This is a genomic window from Algibacter sp. AS12 (assembly GCF_046736315.1).
Classification (GTDB): Bacteria; Bacteroidota; Bacteroidia; order Flavobacteriales; family Flavobacteriaceae; genus Algibacter_B; species Algibacter_B amylolyticus.
In genome coordinates, this window is sequence record NZ_CP151841.1 from 3,400,935 (window position 1) to 3,422,066 (window position 21,132).

Here is a 21,132-nt window from a genome sequence, read left to right on the forward strand (position 1 = left end):
ACATGAAAAGAAGAGCGTTTTTCAAAAAAGGAACAATAGCCGCAGTTGCTACAGGTGTTATTCCAATGGTTACTGCATCATGTGCAGGATCCAAAGACATGGTTTATGATAAAATAGAAGACAAATGGTATCACTTAGGAACAGGGAAATCTGGAACACCAAATAGAAAAAAAACTATTAATTATGATGTTGCAGTTATTGGTGGTGGAGCTGCTGGTATTTGCGCTGCAGTTTCTGCTGCAAGAAACGGATCTAAAACAGTTTTAATTCAAGACAGACCAGTATTGGGAGGAAATGCGTCAAGCGAAATCCGTGTTCATTTGAATGGTGTAAATAATATTAATGGTAAAGCAGAACGCGAAACTGGTATTATTGAAGAGATTTTGTTGCACAATCGCTTTGAAAATGAGCAAGAGTCTTTTCCTGTTTTTGACCATGTTTTATATGATTTTGTGGTCAGAGAACCTAATTTAGAACTCATGCTAAATACACAAGCTATTGAAGCTGTTATGGATGGGGGTAAAATAAAATCAGCTTTGTGTTGGCAGGCCACTACAGAAATGCTATATACTATTAACGCACCAATATTTATTGATTGTTCGGGCGATGGCTTACTAGCAGCAACTTCGGGAGCAGAATATAGAACGGGTCGAGAAGGAAAAGCTGAGTTTGATGAAACTTATGCACCCGATGAACCAGATGGTTGGCAAATGGGAGCAACGCTTTTAATGTCCTCAAAAGATATGGGGAAACCTATGACATATAATCCACCTTCTTATGCAATAAAATATACACATGAAGGTGGTCATGAAAGACGAAAATTTGCAGGTTTTCAAGATGGAATTTGGTGGATAGAGATTGGTAGTGATGATGATATTATTGGTGATGCAGAAAAGAATAGACATGTATTAATGGCCTATTTGCATGGTGTATGGGATTATATTAAAAACTCTGGAAAATTCCCTGAAGCAGAAAACCTAGCTTTGGATTGGGTAGGGTCTTTACCAGGACGAAGAGAGTCGCGTCGTTTTATAGGCGATTATATTGTTTCTGAAAAAGATATGACGGAGCACAAACATTTTTATGACGCTGTAGCTTTTGGTGGTTGGTCTTTAGATGAACACAACCCTGGAGGTATATTAGATATTAAAGAACGCCCAAGCTTTTTCCATTATCATTTTAAAGAAGTGTATCAATTTCCGTTTAGAAGTTTGTATTCTAAAAACGTTTCTAATTTAATGTTTGCTGGCAGAAATGTGAGTCAAACACACATTGCATTATCATCTAGTAGAATTATGGCAACTTGTGCGTTACAAGGGCAAGCTGTTGGAACAGCAGCAAGCATATGTAATAAAAGAAATATACTTCCAAGAGAAGTTGGTAAAACACATATTAATGAGTTGCAAGAGCAATTATTAAGAGATGATGTTTTCATTCCGAAAAGGCCAGCAAACGATTCAAATGATTTAGCAAAAAAAGCCAATTTAATTTTTGGATCTACAACGTCATCAGGGGATGCTAAAAATCTCATTAATGGTATGTCAAGAGATATTGATGGTGAAATTAATCATTGGCAATCAGATGGATTATCTGCTGCTATTCAGCTAGAATGGGAATCTCCTGTTTCATTATCTAAAATTGAATTAAAATGTGACACCAATGTAAAACGCAACATTATGATGCGAAAGGATAGTAGAAACGATGATTTATACGGAAATGCTATACCTAAGGAAATGTTGAAAGCATTAACTTTACAAGGACGTGTAAACGGACAATGGGTTGATTTAGGTAAAGTTGAAGAGAATAGAACCCGTTTGATTAAATTTAATTTTAAATCCATTAAAGTTTCAGCTGTCAAAATTAATATGACCGAAACCTATGGAGCAAAAAATGTAAAGTTGTTTGAAGTACGCTGTTATGCTTAATACAAGATTCATATTATAAAAACATTAAGATTTTTTTTGTTTATAGCCTCTCTTAGCTAAACCTTCATAACAATATGTGTTTTTTAAAAGGGTAATTTTGAATTTATATAAGATAAATTAATACTGTGGTTTACCTTCATTTACCATTAATTTTATCATTAAAGATTTGGGGCGTTAACTAGATTAGCTTCTTCATTAAAAATAACTCTAAATAATTAGAAAAATGATTAAAAATAACATTAAAAGTTTATTTGTTTTTTCAATATTAATGATTCTTGTAGCATGCTCGGGAGTTAAAGATAAATCCTTAAAAGGAAATGTTCCAACTTCAGTTGCTTCAGCAAAAGCTTCAAAACCAAATATTTTATTTGTGCTTTGTGACGATTTGGGTTATGCAGATGTTGGTTTTAATGGTTCAAAAGATATATTAACTCCAGAGCTTGATAAGTTAGCTAATGGCGGTACCATTTTAACTTCAGCTTATGTTACACATCCATTTTGCGGACCTAGTAGAGCTGGCTTACTTACAGGACGGTACCCGCACACGTTTGGATCTCAGTTTAATTTACCAAAAAATAGTGAGGTAAGTGTTGGGGAAGGGATTCCTTTAAGTGAAAAGTTTATGTCTAAAATGCTTCAAGAATCTGGTTATCATACAGGAGCTATGGGAAAATGGCACTTAGGTGCAGTTCCAGGTTATCATCCTAATGATAGAGGTTTTGATGATTTTTATGGTTTCCTTGGTGGCGGGCATGAGTATTTTCCTAGGGAGTTTATACCTAAATATGAAAAACAAAAGGCAGCTGGTGTGAAAAATATTTGGGATTACCTTACTCCATTAGAGCACAATGGGAAGGAAGTTACCGAAACCGAATATATTACAGATGCTTTATCTCGTGAAGCGGTACGTTTTGTAAATGATGCTTCAAAAGAAGATAAACCTTTCTTTCTGTATTTATCTTATAATGCGCCTCATACGCCTTTAGAAGCAAAAGAAGAAGATATGAAGGTTTTTGAGAACATTAAGGATAAAGATAGACGTACTTATGCAGGTATGGTATACGCGGTAGATCGTGGTGTTGGTAAATTAGTAGAAGCTTTAAAAGCTACAAATCAATATGAAAACACACTCATTGTTTTCTTAAGTGATAATGGTGGTAGACCAGATAAAGGAGCGGATAATGCTCCATTAAGAGGAAGAAAAGGTGATACGTGGGAAGGTGGATTTAGAGTGCCTATGTTTTTTCATTGGCCAAATCACGTAGCTGCTGGAAATCATTATGATCATCCAGTTTCGGCTTTAGATTTTTACCCAACATTCGCAGATTTAGCAGGAGCGACGCTACCGGCAGGTAATAAACTAGATGGTAAAAACATTTGGAACGATTTTTCTTCTGGAACAACAGCAAGAAAAGGCGAAATGATTTTTTCTATGCGTCATCGTAATGGATTTTCAGATGTTTCAGTGAGACAAGATGATTGGAAAGCAACTAAAGCATACAAAGGTGGTTGGAAACTTTATAATATTACTAATGATATTGGAGAAGAAAAAGACTTGGGTAGTCAGAATCCAGAAAAACTTAAATTACTTGTTGAAGCAGCAGAAATATGGAGTAAAACCCATACAAAACCGCGTTGGTTTGATCCGGAAAACCTGAGTGAAATATGGGACGAACAGAAAATGGGTGAATTCAAAGATACTTTTATCATCAATTAATATAAAGATTTTCTAATTTGGTTGCATGATACATGAAGTAAAACAAATTGTAGAGACAGCTATTCTTAATCAAAACTCAGGTATCAAGAATGTACTTGCTACCGTAGTTCATTTGGATGGTTCATCCTATAGGCAACCAGGTGTTCGCATGTTACTTTCTGATGATGGTTCTATGGTAGGTGCTGTCAGTGGTGGTTGTGTAGAAAAGGAAGTTTTAAGACGTGCTCAGTCTGTTTTTCAAAACGGTAAATCTAAAATCATAACTTATGATGGACGATACAGATTAGGTTGTGAAGGCGTTTTGTATATTTTGTTAGAGTCTTTTTATGTTTCAGATGAATTTAAATCGTTTTTCTTTCAGAATTTAGAGTTAAGAAAACAGCTTACTGTTAAATCTTACTATAAGAAAGAAGATGAATGTGTTGGTGCATTTTATTCTGAAGTGACCTTTGATAACCATAGAAGAATTACTTTTTCAAAAGATGATAATTTAGACAGGCTATTAAAAGAAGATTTAAAAACATATTCTCAAACCCTTTCACCCTGTTTTAAATTACTTATCATTGGTGGCGAGCATGATGCTGTGAAACTTTGTAAAATAGGAAGCCTTTTAGGTTGGGAAGTTGATGTGGTGACTTCAATGAAAGACCCAAAACAACTTCAAGATTTTCCTGGTGCAAAAACAGTAGTTTCATATAGTCCAGAAACGTTTCTTGTTGATGGTTTAGATTCTGAATGCGCTGTAGTATTGATGACTCATAATTATGCGCAAGATCTTAGATATTTATTAAGGTTAAAAAATAGCAAACTAACTTATATTGGTGTTTTAGGTTCCGCTAGAAGACGAGAACAACTTTATAATGATTTATTTGAATATACTTCTGATTTGGAAGATGATTTTTTAGATAAGATACATAGTCCTGCCGGGTTAAATATTGGGGCAATAACACCTGAAGAAATTGCATTGTCTATTCTTTCTGAAATTTTAGTCATAAATAGAAACAAGGAGCCTTATTCTTTAAACACCATCACAGGGAAAATACATGTAAAATCTGAGTAAAATAGCCATAATAATATAAAAGGTGTACCCGCAATTTTTCTTCAACATTATAATCAGGAACTTCTCAAACTTATAAGGCGATTAAGGTGCTAAAGTATTTTTAAATAGTAAAGAGGTTGATACTATGACACTTGCGTCAAAGAATGCAAATAATTTATTAGATATTGATATACTAGAGGATTATAGTAAACTAATTAGATGAATAAATTGTAAATTGGCTTTCTTATCATGATAAGATGTTAAAATATAGTTCTCAATAAACTTAGAGATTTATTTAATTTTGTAATTTTAACAATCAAATTATGAGTTGGTATTAAAAAATCTTCTGTAGTATTTATGTCTAAAAAAATAATCTATATAATTGCTTTAATGCTTTCTTTTTTGAGTTTTGAGATGTCTTCTCAATCAAAAACTTTAGAGCCAAAGCAAAACTTGACTATTTCTGATGGGTTAGCGCATAATGGAGTAACTACAATTTTAGAAGATTCTAATGGGTTTTTATGGATAGGTACCTATGATGGATTGAATAGGTATGATGGTTATGAACTTAAAACATATAAAAACACATTAGATAAAGATATTTTAGTAAGTAATAGAATCAGGAATTTAATAGAAGATGATAAAAATAATATTTGGATAGGCACAGACGAAGGGATTTCGACTTACAATTATTTAAAAGAGGAATACCATAATGTCTACACAAATAAAAATAATAACAAAGGAGAAAGAGGACCAGTTGTTAGAGATATAAATTTGAACAAAGGCTCTGGCCTTATTGTTTGTAGTACGGAAAGTGAAGGGGTTTTAGTTTTTAAAAGTGATCAAACACTTTTAGGTCAGTATATACCAAATCCAAACGAATTCGGAAAAGATGTCTTGTTTTATAAATCGGTTCAATTAGATAATGATTTTTACATTTTTTCTTCATCTGTCGGAATCTTAATTTTTAATGTTCGAACAGGGCAATTTAACTCTGTTTTAGATTCACGTGTTTCAGAAAGTACTTCCATTTTAAAAATTGATGGGAGCAAGTTACTTGTAACATTAACTAATGGTATAGCTATTTGTGATTTTACTAAAAAAAATGGTGTTTATGCGTTTAATTTAACTCGTGAAACTCTAAAATCTTATCAGTTTAATACGTCATTAATTGATGATTTAGGCAATTTATGGTTAGGGACCTTGAACGATGGTTTAATACATTTAGAAAATATAAAAACTCAGGATTTCAAAAACCCTTTAAAAATTTTAAGTTATAAACCTAATACTGGTATATTAAGATCTAGTTGTTTTAGTATTGCGACTAATGGTAGCTGTTGGTATGGCACCTTCAACGAAGGTGTTTTTAAGTTTGATATTAAAGAAAACCCCTTTAATAGCTATGGTGTTGAGATGGAGAATGATTTTGGGCTTCAAACCAATCATATCGGCTATATCTCAGCTATAGATAGTGACAAAGTTTATTTAGCCAACCGTATTTTTGGATCTAATAATGGTGGTTTAGATCTATTTAATACCAAAACTAAATCTTTCGAAAAACTACCTTTTAATATTTCAAATCTAGATGTAGAAAATGTTGGTGCTGTTTATGCAGATTCAAGAAAAAATGTTTGGATTAAAATTGAAAACAAAGGCCTTTTTAGAGTTCGAGAAGGGTTAAAAAATCTTGAAAAAATAACCAACAATAAAATATCAGATTTTGATAAAATCAAACCAAGATCATTCACAGAAGATAATGATGGAAATATTTGGATTGGTTGTTTAGATGATATTTATAAAATCACAATTGACAGAAATAATGAGGTTGATTATATAGAGAATTTAAATAGTAATCCTTTTTTTAAGACTAATAATTTATCTCTTGTTAGATACGTATATAAAGATCCAATCTATGATTTTATTTGGTTAGGAGCCGATTCTGATGGACTATTTCGTGTAGATATTAAAAATAAAGGGTCTGTTAAAGATTACAAAGTTAATCAGTTTGTTAACGACAAAAATAATAAGCGTTCTATTTCAAGTAATTTTGTTACTTCTGTTATAAGATTGCCAAATGATGAATTATGGATAGGTACAGAGGGAGGTGGGATTTGTAAGGTGGTTAAGAGTGATACAGAACCTGAATTTATTTCATTTTCTGAAAAACATGGTTTGTCTAATAATGTTGTAAAAAGCATAATGTATGATGATGAGAATAACTTGTGGGTGGCAACAAACGTAGGATTAAATAAATTTAACACCATAGAACAAAGGTTCAGAAGGTTTGGTGTTTCTGATGGTTTACCATTTGAAGATTTTTGGTTTTCTTCAGAAAAACTAGATAATGGTTATTTTTTGTTTTCAGGATTAGATGGCTTTTGTTATTTCAATCCAAAAGCTTTACAAAGTTCTGAAGATCTTCCAAGGTTAGAGTTTGATGATTTAAAAGTGTTTAATAAATCTATTCTACCGGGAGATAAGTTAGGAAACCGAGTATTATTCAATAGGCGATTAAAAAATCAGGATGAACTGATTTTAAATTATGATGAGAATGTTTTTTCCATCAAGTTAACCTCTCTGCACTTTTCTAACCCAGATAATCATAATTTGAAATATAGGTTATTGCCAGTAAGTGAAGATTGGGTTGAAATCCCATCAAGCCAACAAACCATATACTATAATGGACTTCAACCTGGAGAATACAATTTAGAAGTCATGGCTTCAAACGCATTAGACGATTGGACTGCACCCCAAAAGCTAAAAATAACAATAACGCCTCCATTTTGGAGAACGATGAAAGCATATTTATTGTACGCTTTATTGAGCGTTTTAATTATTTATTTGGGAGTTAAGATTGTATTAAGAATACAAAAACTAAATCATAATTTAGAAATTGAACAATTAGAAAAAGATAAGGTCAAGGAAATTAATCAGGCTAAACTTAGGTTCTTTTCAAATATATCACACGAATTGAAAACACCTCTTACTTTAATTAGTGGGCCAATAAATGCGTTATTCAATCAATTTAAAAATAATGAAGAAATAAAAGGAAAACTTCAGATTGTTGAGCGTCAATCGAACAAAATATCACATTTAGTCAACCAGGTTCATGATTTTCAAAAGGCAGAAGCAAATGCCTTAAAGATGAACTATTCAAGGTTTTCATTTAATGCTTTTATTAAAGAACTTATAACAGATTTTTCGTTTATGGCTGAAAACGATCAAAAAAAGTTAGTGTTTGAGGATAGTGATGCAAATATAATTGTGTCAGCAGACAGAGATAAATTAGAAAAAGTTTTTTATAATATTCTTAGTAATTCGTTTAAGTACACAAAGCCAAACGATACTATAAAAGTTGATTTTGAAAGCGAAGAGAAAGACTTAATAGTCTCTATAACCGATACAGGAAAAGGTATTGATAAAGCTGATTTAGCGCATGTTTTTGAGCGTTTTTATCAATCTCATAACCATCAAGATATCCACTCCAGCGGTTCTGGTATTGGTTTGTCGTTTACAAAATTATTGGTAGAAATGCATTATGGTTATATTAATGCAGAAAGCGAACTTGGTAAAGGAACCACAATAAACATTCGTTTACCTATTGTAAAAAAGGAAACAGCAAAAGATCAAGAAAAGGTAGAAAAGGATATTCTATCTGCCGAGGCTGGATTTAAATTTAGTAGCCAATTAATTGCAAGTAATAATCCTAAAGAGATTATAGCAGATGGAAGTTTTTCTGAAGCTTTAATCTTTTATGTTGAAGATAATTTAGACATGAGAATGTTTGTCTCTAATTCGCTTACTAAGTTTTTTAAATTAAAGACTTTTAGTGATGGTCAAGAGTGTTTAGATGCTATGGAAGATGAGTGGCCAGATTTAGTAATTAGTGATGTACATATGCCTCAACTTAACGGTTTAGATTTGTGCAGAGCCATAAAATCTGATATTAAAACAAGTCACATCCCTGTTATTTTACTAACTGCGCTTACAAATGTTGAGGATAAAATTCAAGGTATACGTGATGGTGCCGATGCATATATTCAAAAGCCATTTAATGTACAACACCTTATTACTAGAACAGAATCTTTATTAAGAAACAGACAGCAGTTGCGAGAGCGTTTTCAAATTGGAATTCCTTTAACTAAAGAGAACAACTTAAACAACCGAAATGATAATGCCTTTCTAGAGAAATTATACAATTTAATTGAAGAAAATCTAGATAATCAAAATTTAGATTTAAACAGTTTTACTAAAGAGTTGTATTTAAACCGTACTCATTTTTATCAAAAGGTAAAAGCACTTACCAATTTAACACCGTTTGAAGTTTTAAAAGATTATAGACTTAAAAAAGCAGCAGAGTTTTTAGTGCATAAAAGAGTGTCCGTAAATGAGGTTTATGCTATGACGGGGTTTAAGAGTAGAACACATTTTAGCAAACTTTTTAAGGAGCGCTATAATATTACTCCAGGTAAATATGCAGCTGAAACTAGAAAAAAATATACTTCAGAATAGTTTTTTTAACTTAGAAACCTTAGTTAAAATCAACCTTCCCATTTAATATAAAAGACATTTAAAAACACTAAAAAGGTAATTTAGTAATATTATGGGGTAATATTATTTTACGCTATGAGTGTTTCTATTATTAGTTTTACATCAAGGTTTTTGCTTTATCTATGTGAAAATTAAAGTATTACTCTCAGATACAAATAATTTACTGATACGTACAGTAAAAATGTATTAACAAGATAGTTTAGCAAAACGATTAATTCATGAACTAATAAAAACTAATATTTATTATGAAAACACAATTACTTAAAAAATTAACTTTTGCATTTGCACTTTTTGCAGTTGCAACTTTATCTGCTCAAGGTCCATGGACATTTGATGCTGACCTAGAAAACTTTGCTGCAAATTTTGGTACTGGTCAAACAATTGTTTGGGACGCTGATGGTGGTGAAGGAGCCTTAAAAATGACAAGAATAACTGGTAACGCTAATTTTGGTCCTAATGTACCTAATAAAGGAGGTGGTATTGATGCTGATGCATTTAACACTGTTAGAATCAAAATTAAAAATGGATCAGATGCTAATAGTTTTAGAGTAGGTGCTACAGGAGGAGATGCTACAGCAGGTAATATAAACATTAATGGTGTACTTGCTGCAAATTCATCTGTATATGTAACATATGACCTTCCTATGTCAGGAGCAGCTTTCTGGAATGGAACTTTATCAAATTTCTGGATTGCTATCAGAGGTAATCCTGGTAGTCTTGGTGCTGAAGGCGATATATTTGTTAGTTCAATTGAATTAGTAAATGTAACTCCTTTACCTCCTGCTGAGTTTTCAGAGTTTATTGCAAATCCTAATTTTGAAGATATAACAGGTCTTGGTCACATGTCTGGAGGTGCTAATTATGATAGAAGCATAATAGAAACTGATTCTCAAAATGGTGATCGTAATATGCAATTAACGTTTAATACAGACCCAACATCAACACAATTTACATTTAGTAATTTTGCTAAAACATATACGCCAAATCTTGTGGCTGATGATACACAGTTTACAGTAAAAGTATGGGTGAAGTCAGCACACGATGCTGATATCATAGTAAGGTTAAAAAATAATGATGATGGAGCGCCGGGTATCGGAGGTAATGAAGAACTTATTGACGACACTCAATCTCTTATTGGTAATAACACATGGCAAGAATTAACATTTACTATTCTTCCAACTATTGATGTTGAGCAAATTAACTTTTGGTTTGCAGTTAATGTGGTAGACGGTACGGATCCAAATGACCCAAAAAATGGAGATACATTCTATTTTGATAATATGTCAGCTTCAATAGGAGCACCAACATTAAGTATAAAACAAAATACTTTACAAGGTGTAAGTGTATACCCTAACCCAGTAAAAGAGACTCTAAGTATTAACAGTCCTGCTGGAAGTGATATTTCAATTTACAATGTTTTAGGAGCGACAGTTAAAACCATTAATAAAGCAAATGCTTTACAAAAAGTATCAGTTTCAAATTTAAAAAGTGGTTTATATTTTGTAAAGGTTATAAACGACGGAAAAGTTTTCCAAAATAAGATTATAAAAAATTAAGTTTAGTTTTAGTTTTTTAGTAAAAGGGTTCCATATTTTTATATGGAACCCTTTTCTTTTTATAAACATCTTTTAAAACACAGGTAAAGCGCTATAATTAATAGTTTATTTACTGCAGCATACACTAAATATACCTTTGGGAACATTTTTTTTTAATATAGGTTGTTATTTTGGTATTAAATTAAATACACTCTAATGAAAAAACTATTGTTTCCTTCAATGCAACTTGTAGTCCTTTTGATAATGTTTGGGTTACAACAATCATGTGCACAGCAAAATTTAAATAATTCATCTTCTGTAACATTTAAAAAAGATAATGATGCTGGCGTGTATAGCATAGAAACTGGTTATACAATTTCTAAAGTTCGAACTGCAAAAAATAATAAAGAAGTATATATAGTTGCTAGTAGTTATGAAGGAACTGTTTTAGGAGTTTCATACGATGGTTCAATTTTATGGAAAAATAAACTCTCTGGTTTTATGAATCATGATATCTGGGCAGGCGATATTAATAACGATGGTGTAGATGAAGTTTTTGCAGCGAATGCAGATGGAAGTGTGTATTGTTTAAGCAACAATGGTAAATTACTTTGGCAATTTAAGCAGAATAATGCACCCATGTATTCAGTAACTGTTGTTAAAAAAAACAACAAAGCCTATGTGGTTTGTGGGGGATACGACAATAGTTTTTACTATGTGTCTAATGAAGGGAAGTTGGTTAGTGAAGTGGCTTCAAAAACTTACTCTATAGAAAAACCATTTGGTAAAGCCACACATAAAGTATTGCCGCCTAATGGGCTACATGTAACTAACTTTATAAGACCAGCTAAAAAAGACGGAAAAGATATCCTAGTAGTGCATGGTGTGCAAAATAGTATGAATGGAAATGGATCCGTGTATTTTTTCAATCCTTTAGAAATCATGCCTTTCGAAACTATAAAAGTTAATAAAAAAGGGCCTTATGGAGATGTTAGAGTTGTAGATATAGATGCCGATGGAAATAGTGAAGTTCTTCTAGGTCGTGTTGGAGCAAGAGCTAAAGGAAATGGCGTTATTATAATTGATGCCAAAACTTCAGAACAGGGCTATTTAGATACTAAAAAAGTAAAACATAAAGGGCTTAACAGAGGTATGTATAGAGTAATGCAACCTGAAGTTATTAGTAATAATGGCAAACCTGCCTACATGATATTGTTAGGTAGTAACATTATCATTTCAGATGTAGATTCTGATATAGCAGATGCAGATGTAGCTGCTACACGATTTTCTTTTAACGATATGTTCAAAGATTCATATTCTAATACCGTTATTCTAGCGAGTGCTCAAAGTGGAGGTAGTGCAATTCATATTATAGATTTTAATAAAAATTCGTGGAAAAAAGAGTTTGAAAAGTTAGATCCACCAGGAAAAATTCAAGCTATCATAACAAATACAAAAGAGATAAGGAAGAATCTTAAAAACTTCAAAAAACCATCCGATCAATATAAATCTGCTCCAGTCTATTTTATGACAGAGAGCAGAAAAGATGAATCGGCTGCAACTGTAATTAATAGTATTGAAGCCAAATACGATAATCCAATTTTCTTAAATGGAGGCAATTTTGATAAGGAAAATTGGGATCGCTCTGCAATGACTAGCGAAATCTATAAGAAAAAGCGTGATGGACGCATGAAATATGTCTTAACTCAAGAAGAGGTTTTAGAAAAAATAACAAAACAACACAATCAGTCTTTCGGAAAAGGAATTTCATATTGGGGAGGACATGGTAATGATCCATACATGTATCAAGTTTCAACCACAATGAAGGGTATGGATATTGCTAATGGCAAAAAAACAGTACTGGTCTATCCAGAGGTTGTAGATAGTTCAGACGAATTCAAATTTGTAATGAATGATTTATTATTACCATTAGCAAATTATGCTAAAGATAAAAACGGTAACTTATTTATGCGTAATAAGCATTTATTTTGGCAAGCCGATGTTTATACGGATATGTGGCAACCATTGGTTTCAGGACGTTTTGCTAATGTATTTGTACCATCTATGGAAGAAACTACAGACAAATCAATGGAACTGAGCTTTACATCTAGACTAGGACTTTGGGCAAGTGGTTCTGTAGATAGTTGGGGAGCACGTTGTGCAAGAGACAATCCTAGTTTTGATCGTCTGCGCCAACATTCTAACCAAACATTACCTAACCATTTTTTAAGAACAATGGTTTACAGTATTTCTAGTGGCGCACAATACATTAATAACTTCTCAGTAGATCAAGACTATATGAGTTTGTTATGGGAGTTAATAGCAGAGGGTGTTTTATATGTGCCTAAGCGTTCAGATATTTTAAGTTTTTCCCCTGTGCATTTAAGTATTAATAACCCAAATGAAGATTATTTAAAAACTTCTAGTAACGTAAAATGGTTAACCTTTTTTAGGAAAGATGAAGACAATCTTGACGAGTTTGCATTTAGTAGATTAAATGGAACGTGGCCAGGGGCACCATTAACAGAATGGGATTTTTCAAGATATGCAGCAGGTGCAGAAGAAAGACGTCTAAATTTTATACCAAAGTATAGCAACGGAATGGTTTTGATAACACCACCTCAAAACGGAGCATTTGTTGATAAAGATGCCGTTAGAAAGCCATTAGTAGATAACATCCACCCTTGGTACAAAAACATTATGAAAGAGTACCATACCGATGGAAAAAGCTATATGTCGGCAGATGGTAAAGAAACCTACAAAGCAAGTGAATATTGTAAAGTTATTAAAGCTGATATTGAAAAGAGCGCTTCATTATTACCTATAACTGTATCAGGAAATGTAGGTTGGGTTGTTGCCCAAACATCTCCAACGCATTTACGATTAACATTGGTCGAAAATGGTTATATAAATCCAAATGAAGCAACAGCTCGTGTAAAATTAAACGCCATTAAACCGCTTAAAATATCTGATTTATTAAATAATGAAGAATTTAAAGTTGACGAAGATTCATCGTTCGACATACAAATTCCTTTAGGTGGGTTCAGATTTATAGATATTGAATTGAAAGAAAAATTATAAATATAAAAATATAATCACTATTAACGTTCTGTTTTATAGTTTTTGGAGTAATGCAAATACCTTAAACTAGCTTTAAAATATTCACAGATACATTTTATGTATTTATAAAGACAGTTTTTGAGGGGGGGTTAAATAATTTTATAGCTTAATACTTTTAAGTCACTACAAATAAATCGAAAGAGATAAATGAAAAACATGAGTTTCAAAACATTGCTTATTATTTTAGCTTTGACTTCATTCAGTTGCTCCAACAAGAAAAAAGAAGTTATAACTGCTCAAAGTGATAAGCCAAATATTATTTTATTTGTTTCCGACGATCATGGAATAGATGCCTTAGGAGCGTATGGTAATTCAATTATAAAAACACCAAATCTTGATAAATTAGCTGCTGAAGGCACCAAGTTTAATAACGCATATTGTACAAGTGCTAGTTGTGCTGCAAGTAGATCTGTTATTCTTTCTGGTCAATTTGGACATGCTACTGGATCTTACGGTCATGTACACGATTACCATCATTTTAGTACTTATGATGATGTAAAAACGTTACCTGTTTTATTGGAGAATGCAGGCTATGAAACTGCAAGAATTGGTAAGTACCATGTAGCACCAGAAAAAGTGTATCATTTTAATACCGTTTTAGAAGCAGACCCAAGAAATACAGTAGAAATGGCTAAAAAATGCGATGCTGTTTTGAAATCCGAAAAACCATTTTTCTTGTATTTCTGTACAGACGATCCGCATAGAGGTCAACCTTTTACTCCCGATCCTTGGGATGCACCAAATAGTTTTGGCAACAAAAAGGAAGGTTATAAAGATGTTGAAACAGTCACTTATAACCCAGAAGATGTTTTAGTTCCAAATTTTTTGCCAGACACAAAACAAAGTCGTGAGGAAATTGCTCAATATTATGAAAGTATTTCGCGAATCGATCAAGGTTTCGGTAAACTTATGAATATGTTACAAGAAACTGGTAAAGCAGAAAACACCATTGTTTTCTATATTTCTGATAACGGAATGGCATTCCCAGGTGCAAAAACAACAGTTCATGAGCCTGGAATTAAATTGCCATGTATTATAAAGGATCCAACAAATAATTCTAAAGGAATAACAAGTAATGCTTTGATTTCTTGGGTAGATTTAACCCCAACCATTTTAGATATGGCTAAAGTTGATTTTGAAGCTGGGGCATTTCATGGAAAATCATTTAAAAATATTGTAAATGAAACAAATCCAGAGGGGTGGAATGAAATTTATGCATCTCATACGTTTCATGAAATTACCATGTATTACCCAATGCGTGTCGTAAGAAGTGATAATTATAAATTGATTTGGAACATAGCCTATCAATTAGAATATCCATTTGCATCTGATCTTTGGGCGGCTTCAACTTGGCAAGGTGTTTATAGGCAAAAAGAGGAATATTTCGGGCCTAAAAAGGTTCAAGATTACTTATTCAGACCAGAATTTGAACTTTATGATTTGTCAAAAGATCCAAATGAATTAAACAACTTAGCAAACCATAAAACGTTTGAATTGGTTTTAGAATCAATGAAAACAAAAATGAAATCATTTCAAACAAAAACATCTGATCCTTGGAATATCATGTGGAGCCATGATGCTTCATTACAAGGAAGTGGTGTTAACTTATAAATCAAGATATAGATGACCAAGAAATTAAAGAGTACCATTTTAGGATTTATTTTAAGTTTAACTTTATTAGCTTCATGCAGCACAAAAGCGACTACCGAAATCATTGAAATAAAGTATGCCGAAGGCGATATGACATCTGTTGTTCGTAATGCCATTGAAACTTCAAAATCAAAAGATATTAAACTCGTTTTTGAAAAAGGAAATTATACGTTTCATACAGATTATGCCATCGGAAAATATTTGTATGTTACGAATCATGGCAATGGATTTAAAAAAATCATTTTTAATTTTGAAGGCTTTAATTCGGTAGAAATTGAAGGGAATGGTTCAGAGTTTATTTTCAGAGGTCAAGCAGCACCTTTTATTTTTAAAGGATGTAACAAAATCAATGTGCGTAATCTAACTTTAGATTGGGATATTCCTTTTTCTTTTCAAGGTGATGTTATAGCTGTAAATGAAGAAGAAGATTATTTTGATTTAAAACCTTACACCAAAGGATTCTCTTGGAAACTTAGAAAAGGTCAAATTGAATTTCCAGGTATCAATCATTTTAATTTTACGGCTCTAGGAAGCACATTATCTCATAATAAAGAAACTAAAGCCATAGACTATGGTGCGTGGGACATGTCTTTAAATCCAAATTATATTGAAAAATTACCTAACGGAAATTTGCGTTTTCATGATAAGAATATTAAAAAATATCCAAGAGTTGGAAGCGTTTTACAGTCAAAAGGGGATAAGATCAACAATCGCTATGCACCTGCGTTTTTAGTTAGAAATTCTAAAAACATTGTATTTGATAAAGTAGTAATTCATCATGCTTTAGGAATGGGGTTTTTATTTGAACGCTCTGAGGATATAAATATTCTAAATAGCGGAATTTACGTTCGCGAAGGTTCAGATAGAGTGATTTCTATCATTGCTGATGCCACACATTTTGCAAATTGTAAAGGAGATATTTTAATCGAAAACTGCCGTCTTGAAGGGATGTATGACGATGGTACAAATGTGCACGGAACATATGTTCAGGTTGATAAGATTTTAGACAATAAAAAGCTACGAGTTGCACTTAGACATGATCAACAAATGGGCTTTGAATTTGCAGGTGTTGGTGATGCGATTTGGTTTATTAAAAACCCTAATCCACAACGTGCTGAAGAAAATAAAGTGTCTTCTGTAATGGTTATTAATGACATTTATACTGAATTGACATTTGAAAATGAGCTACCTTCAGATTTAAAAGAAGGCGATATTCTTGAAAACAAAACATGGAACCCTAATTTTACAATGCGAGGGAACATCATTCGTGACCACAGAGCAAGAAATATTATTATAAAAACACCTAAAAAGATAATCATTGAAGATAACGATTTATCATCTATGATGTCTTCTATCATGTTACGAGGTGAAACTTTTTATTGGTTTGAATCTGGCAATGTAGAAGATGTTATAATTCGTAACAATCGCTTTGTGCATTGTGCTTACGGAGGTGCAGAACATGCTGTTTTAAAAGTATCTCCAAGACTTGCAAAAACTTTTGATGATACGATGACTTACGATAGAAATATTCAATTTATAAATAACACAATCGAAACTTTTGATAACAGAATTGTGTGGGCAGATCGAGTTGATGGATTAATTATAAAAGGCAATACCATTAAGCAAACAACAACCGAAAAACAACAATATCCAGATGCTTATATGTTTGATTTGATTAATTGTAAAGATGTAGAAATTACAAACAACACTTACGATGGAAATTGTGAAAAAACATTAAAAGCAGATGAGGCTTCTAAAGCAACTTTAGATGTTAAAAAGAATACAGGTTTCAAAAATTTATAGTCGTGATAAAATCAAATTTATTACTTGTTTTTTTTAGTGTATTAATGTTGTTTACCACATCTTGTAAGGCACAACAAATAGAAGAGTCCTCAATTCAAGTGGTGCTTTTAGCTGGTCAATCTAATATGGCTGGAGCTGGAGATTTTGATGAATTAGAGGATTCTGAAATCAAAAGAATTGAAAAAATATCAGCTAGAGTATCGTTAAGTTTTAATGGTAAACCTGCTAAACCACTGTCGTATTATAAGAATAAACCATCCGAAAAGTATCATTTTTTAAAACGTTTTGGACCGGAGATTTTTATAGGTTTAGAGTTAGCAGAAGCAAACCCAAATAAACACTATTTATTAATCAAAAGATCGCAAGGTGGAACTGCTCTTTATGGAGCATGGAATCCTGAGTGGACGGAAGAAAAAGCTAAAGAAGTTGAGAAAGTGCATAAACAAAAAATAAAGCTTTACAGTATGCATATCGCTGATATTAAAGAAAACTTGGAGCTGTTAGAAAAAAAAGGAAAAAGTTGTAAAATTATTGGAATGGCTTGGTTTCAAGGTGAAAACGATGCTGTAAAAAAAGTGGCGGCTGATAGTTATGACGAAAATTTAACCAAATTAATCAATGCTTACAGAAGTGAGTTTAATATCCCTAAAATGCCTTTTGTAATCGGACAAACCAATTCTAGATATGGAATAAAAGGAGGTGCAGCAATAGTTAGAAAAGCTATGGAAAAAGTCGCTAAATCTGTTGAGCATGTTGATATTATTAAAACAACAACTGATACCACTTGGAACGATTTCCCAAAGCATAGTGATAATGTGCATTATAATGCTGAAGGTCAAAAACGTTTCGGTATAGCGTTTGGAAAAAAGTTGATGAACTTAATTGAAAATTAAAATGAAAAATCTGTTTTTTTTAATATCACTTTTGGCACTTCAATTTGTTTCTGCAGAAGTAACGCCAAATACATTGTTTCAAAATCATATGGTTTTACAACGAAATCAACCAATAGCGGTGTTTGGAAATGCAGATTCTGAGAAAAGTATTGAAGTTACGTTTAAAGGGAAAACATATGCTACAAAAGTTAAAGACGGATATTGGAAATTATTTTTAGATGAATCTGAAGCTGGAGGACCTTTTGATTTAATAATAAAAGGGAAGAATACTATTGTTTTATCCGATGTGCTTGTTGGTGAAGTTTGGCTATGTTCAGGACAATCCAATATGGAAATGCCGATAAAAGGCAATATAGGGCAACCCATTAACGGAAGTAATTTAGCAATTTTAAATAGTGAAAATTCTCAAATACGTTTATTTAAAGTTGGAAAAGTTACGGCTCAAACGCCTTTGGATTCATGTGAAGGTACATGGAAATTAGCGCAACCTTCAACGGTTAAGAATTTTAGTGCAACTGCTTATTTCTTCGGAAAAATGCTTCAAGAAAAATTAAAGGTTCCTATTGGACTCATTACAAGCAGTTGGGGCGGAACACCAGCTGAGTCTTGGACTCCCAAAAATATAATTGATTCAGAATTTAAAGGTTTGAAAGGTTTTAATAACGACAGTTCAAAACCACAAAAGCATCCTTCAGTATTATATAACGGCATGATTCATCCACTAAAACCATTTACTTTTAAAGGTGTTATTTGGTATCAAGGAGAAGCTAACAAAAACTATTACCAGAATTATACCCAATTATTTTCATCTATGATAAAAAGCTGGAGAACAGAATGGGACCAGGGAGATTTTCCGTTTTATTTTGTTCAAATTGCACCTTTAGGTTGGGGGAATAATCAAGCTAACCTGAGAGAAGCTCAACTAAACACGATGCTTTCAGTTCCAAACACAGGAATGGCAGTAACCTTGGATATTGGTGAAAAAGAATGTATTCATCCTGCCGAAAAGCAAAAAGTAGGAGAACGGTTAGCGCTTTGGGCTTTAGCAAAAAATTATGGATTCGAAGATATTCAATATAGTGGTCCAGTATATAAATCTATGACTACTAAAGAAAATGTAGTGACGCTACAATTTGATTATGCACCTTCAGGCGTGTTTAATTTTGGTAAGGAAATGAATAGTTTTAAAGTGGCAGGAGCCGATAAAGTATTTCATAAAGCTGAAGCAAAAATAGCAAATGGAAAACTAGAAGTTTGGAGTGATAAGGTTCAGGAACCAGTAGCTGTAAGATACGGTTGGGAAGCTTGGGTTGATGGGGCGTTGTTTAATACTTCAAAATTACCAGCATCATCATTTAGAACAGATGATTGGTAAGAATAATAAATAAAAATTTAATCAATAAAATGAAGTTTAAATTAATAATTACAATCCTTTTAGTTGTCTTTTTTGGAGTAGTAAGTTGCACACAAAAAAAATCAGAAACTAAGATTCAGGATAAATCGCAAACAAAACCAAATATCATTTACATCCTAGCGGATGATATGGGTTATGGGGATGTTGGTGCATATGGACAAACGAAAATTAAAACGCCAAATATAGATAAAATGGCTATTGATGGTATAAAATTTACCAATCATTATTCAGGTCAAACAGTTTGTTCTCCTTCTAGATGTGCATTAATGACGGGTATGCATATGGGAAATGCATCAGTTACTCGTAATGGCCAACTTATAAATCCAGATGATGTAACGGTTGCAGAGTTATTAAAAACCGCAGGTTATAAAACAGGAATTATTGGAAAATGGGGGCTTTCAGTTGGGGCAACATCTCCAAATAGCCCAAATCAACAAGGTTTTGATCATTATTTTGGATTTGAAAATCAAGGATTTGCACATTTTTATTATCCTGAATATCTATGGCGTAACCATACAAAAGTAGAATATCCAGAGAATTTAAATATTCGCGATAGCGAAGGGCGATATATAAAAGGTAAAGGAACTTATAGTCATGATGAATTTGCCAAAGAAGCATTACAGTTTATTAATGATAATAAATCAGAACCATTTTTCTTGTATTTGCCTTTTACAATCCCACATGCTGAATTAACAATTCAAGAAGAAGCAAAAGCCCAATATAGAGGTTTGAATTGGCCAGAAACACCAAAGAAATTAAAAATAAATGGAAAAGATCAAGGGTATGGTAGTCAATATGTAAATGGTTATTGCGCACAAGACGAACCCAATATTACTTATGCGGCTATGATTACCAAAATGGACGAAAATATAGGTCGTATCATGAACTTATTGGAAACATTACATATTGCAGAAAATACCATAGTTATGTTTGCTAGTGACAATGGACCTTCAGATGAAGGCGGTCAAAGCATCTCGTTTTTTGAAAGTGCAAAAGACTTAAGGGGTAAAAAGAGAGATGTTTATGAAGGAGGCATAAGAGTTCCTTTTATAGTAAAATGGAAAGGCGTCGTTAAAGAAGGAGTGGAATCTGACTTACCAAGTGCTTTCTGGGATTTTTTGCCAACCGTATGTGATTTGGCAGGTGTAAATACACCTGAGAATACAGATGGAATTAGCTTGATGCCAACTATTTTAGGGAATAGCAACGAACAAAAAGCACATAAATATTTGTATTGGGAATGGCAAACAAGAAAGCAACCACACTTTGAAGCTTTAAGAGTTCAAAACTGGAAATTTTATAAAATTACACCTTTAGATAAAAACAAAGCATCCTATTACGAGTTATATAATTTGGATACAGATGTGTCTGAAACCAATAACATAGTTAGCGAATATTCAGATTTAGTGAAAGAGTTTACTCCCTATTTAGAAGAAGCTAGAAGAAGTATTTAAGAATTTATTTTTCAACAGGAAATCAAAAGAA

Annotated in this window: 11 protein-coding genes; all 11 read left to right on the forward strand. The window is 32.5% G+C overall.

Annotated features, from left to right (window positions below):
* Window positions 1-2 precede the first annotated feature (2 nt).
* The 11 genes from AAFN75_RS13975 (at window position 3) to AAFN75_RS14025 (ending at window position 21,101) form a co-directional block, all read left to right on the forward strand.
* The gene (locus tag AAFN75_RS13975; protein ID WP_411806911.1) at window positions 3-1,925 is read left to right on the forward strand and encodes an FAD-dependent oxidoreductase; all 1,923 of its coding nucleotides are present in this window, start codon (window positions 3-5) and stop codon (window positions 1,923-1,925) included.
* Window positions 1,926-2,148: 223 nt separating this feature from the next.
* Window positions 2,149-3,642: a sulfatase gene (locus tag AAFN75_RS13980; RefSeq protein ID WP_411806912.1), complete on the forward strand. Its 1,494-nt coding sequence runs from the start codon at window positions 2,149-2,151 to the stop codon at window positions 3,640-3,642.
* Window positions 3,643-3,667: 25 nt separating this feature from the next.
* On the forward strand, window positions 3,668-4,702 hold the full coding sequence (locus tag AAFN75_RS13985) for an XdhC family protein (protein ID WP_411806913.1): 1,035 nt from the start codon (window positions 3,668-3,670) through the stop codon (window positions 4,700-4,702).
* A gap of 336 nt (window positions 4,703-5,038) precedes the next feature.
* Window positions 5,039-9,193: an ATP-binding protein gene (locus AAFN75_RS13990; RefSeq protein WP_411806914.1), complete on the forward strand. Its 4,155-nt coding sequence runs from the start codon at window positions 5,039-5,041 to the stop codon at window positions 9,191-9,193.
* Window positions 9,194-9,477: 284 nt separating this feature from the next.
* Window positions 9,478-10,788 carry a T9SS type A sorting domain-containing protein gene (locus AAFN75_RS13995; protein ID WP_411806915.1) on the forward strand — a complete coding sequence of 437 codons (1,311 nt, stop codon included), beginning with the start codon at window positions 9,478-9,480 and terminating at the stop codon, window positions 10,786-10,788.
* Window positions 10,789-10,983: 195 nt separating this feature from the next.
* Window positions 10,984-13,848 (forward strand): hypothetical protein, encoded by a 2,865-nt coding sequence (locus AAFN75_RS14000; RefSeq protein WP_411806916.1) that lies wholly within the window; start codon window positions 10,984-10,986, stop codon window positions 13,846-13,848.
* A gap of 195 nt (window positions 13,849-14,043) precedes the next feature.
* A complete protein-coding gene (locus AAFN75_RS14005) occupies window positions 14,044-15,498 on the forward strand; it encodes a sulfatase (RefSeq protein WP_411806917.1) in 1,455 nt (484 codons plus the stop codon).
* Between the two features lie 12 nt (window positions 15,499-15,510).
* Window positions 15,511-17,340, forward strand: coding sequence for a right-handed parallel beta-helix repeat-containing protein (locus AAFN75_RS14010; protein WP_411806918.1), 1,830 nt, complete (start codon window positions 15,511-15,513; stop codon window positions 17,338-17,340).
* A 2-nt stretch (window positions 17,341-17,342) separates the two neighbouring features.
* Window positions 17,343-18,233, forward strand: coding sequence for a sialate O-acetylesterase (locus AAFN75_RS14015; RefSeq protein WP_411806919.1), 891 nt, complete (start codon window positions 17,343-17,345; stop codon window positions 18,231-18,233).
* 1 nt (window position 18,234) lies between these two features.
* Entirely contained in the window at window positions 18,235-19,608 is a 1,374-nt protein-coding gene (locus AAFN75_RS14020; RefSeq protein ID WP_411806920.1) for a sialate O-acetylesterase, read from the forward strand.
* Window positions 19,609-19,637: 29 nt separating this feature from the next.
* Window positions 19,638-21,101, forward strand: coding sequence for an arylsulfatase (locus AAFN75_RS14025; protein WP_411806921.1), 1,464 nt, complete (start codon window positions 19,638-19,640; stop codon window positions 21,099-21,101).
* Window positions 21,102-21,132: the final 31 nt, after the last annotated feature.

Bases quoted from the DNA above. Each gene is read 5' to 3' on its own strand.
- AAFN75_RS13975 (WP_411806911.1), top strand. From the start codon at position 3: ATGAAAAGAAGAGCGTTTTTCAAAAAAGGAACAATAGCCGCAGTTGCT.
- AAFN75_RS13980 (WP_411806912.1), top strand. From the start codon at position 2,149: ATGATTAAAAATAACATTAAAAGTTTATTTGTTTTTTCAATATTAATG.
- AAFN75_RS13985 (WP_411806913.1), top strand. From the start codon at position 3,668: ATGATACATGAAGTAAAACAAATTGTAGAGACAGCTATTCTTAATCAA.
- AAFN75_RS13990 (WP_411806914.1), top strand. From the start codon at position 5,039: ATGTCTAAAAAAATAATCTATATAATTGCTTTAATGCTTTCTTTTTTG.
- AAFN75_RS13995 (WP_411806915.1), top strand. From the start codon at position 9,478: ATGAAAACACAATTACTTAAAAAATTAACTTTTGCATTTGCACTTTTT.
- AAFN75_RS14000 (WP_411806916.1), top strand. From the start codon at position 10,984: ATGAAAAAACTATTGTTTCCTTCAATGCAACTTGTAGTCCTTTTGATA.
- AAFN75_RS14005 (WP_411806917.1), top strand. From the start codon at position 14,044: ATGAGTTTCAAAACATTGCTTATTATTTTAGCTTTGACTTCATTCAGT.
- AAFN75_RS14010 (WP_411806918.1), top strand. From the start codon at position 15,511: ATGACCAAGAAATTAAAGAGTACCATTTTAGGATTTATTTTAAGTTTA.
- AAFN75_RS14020 (WP_411806920.1), top strand. From the start codon at position 18,235: ATGAAAAATCTGTTTTTTTTAATATCACTTTTGGCACTTCAATTTGTT.
- AAFN75_RS14025 (WP_411806921.1), top strand. From the start codon at position 19,638: ATGAAGTTTAAATTAATAATTACAATCCTTTTAGTTGTCTTTTTTGGA.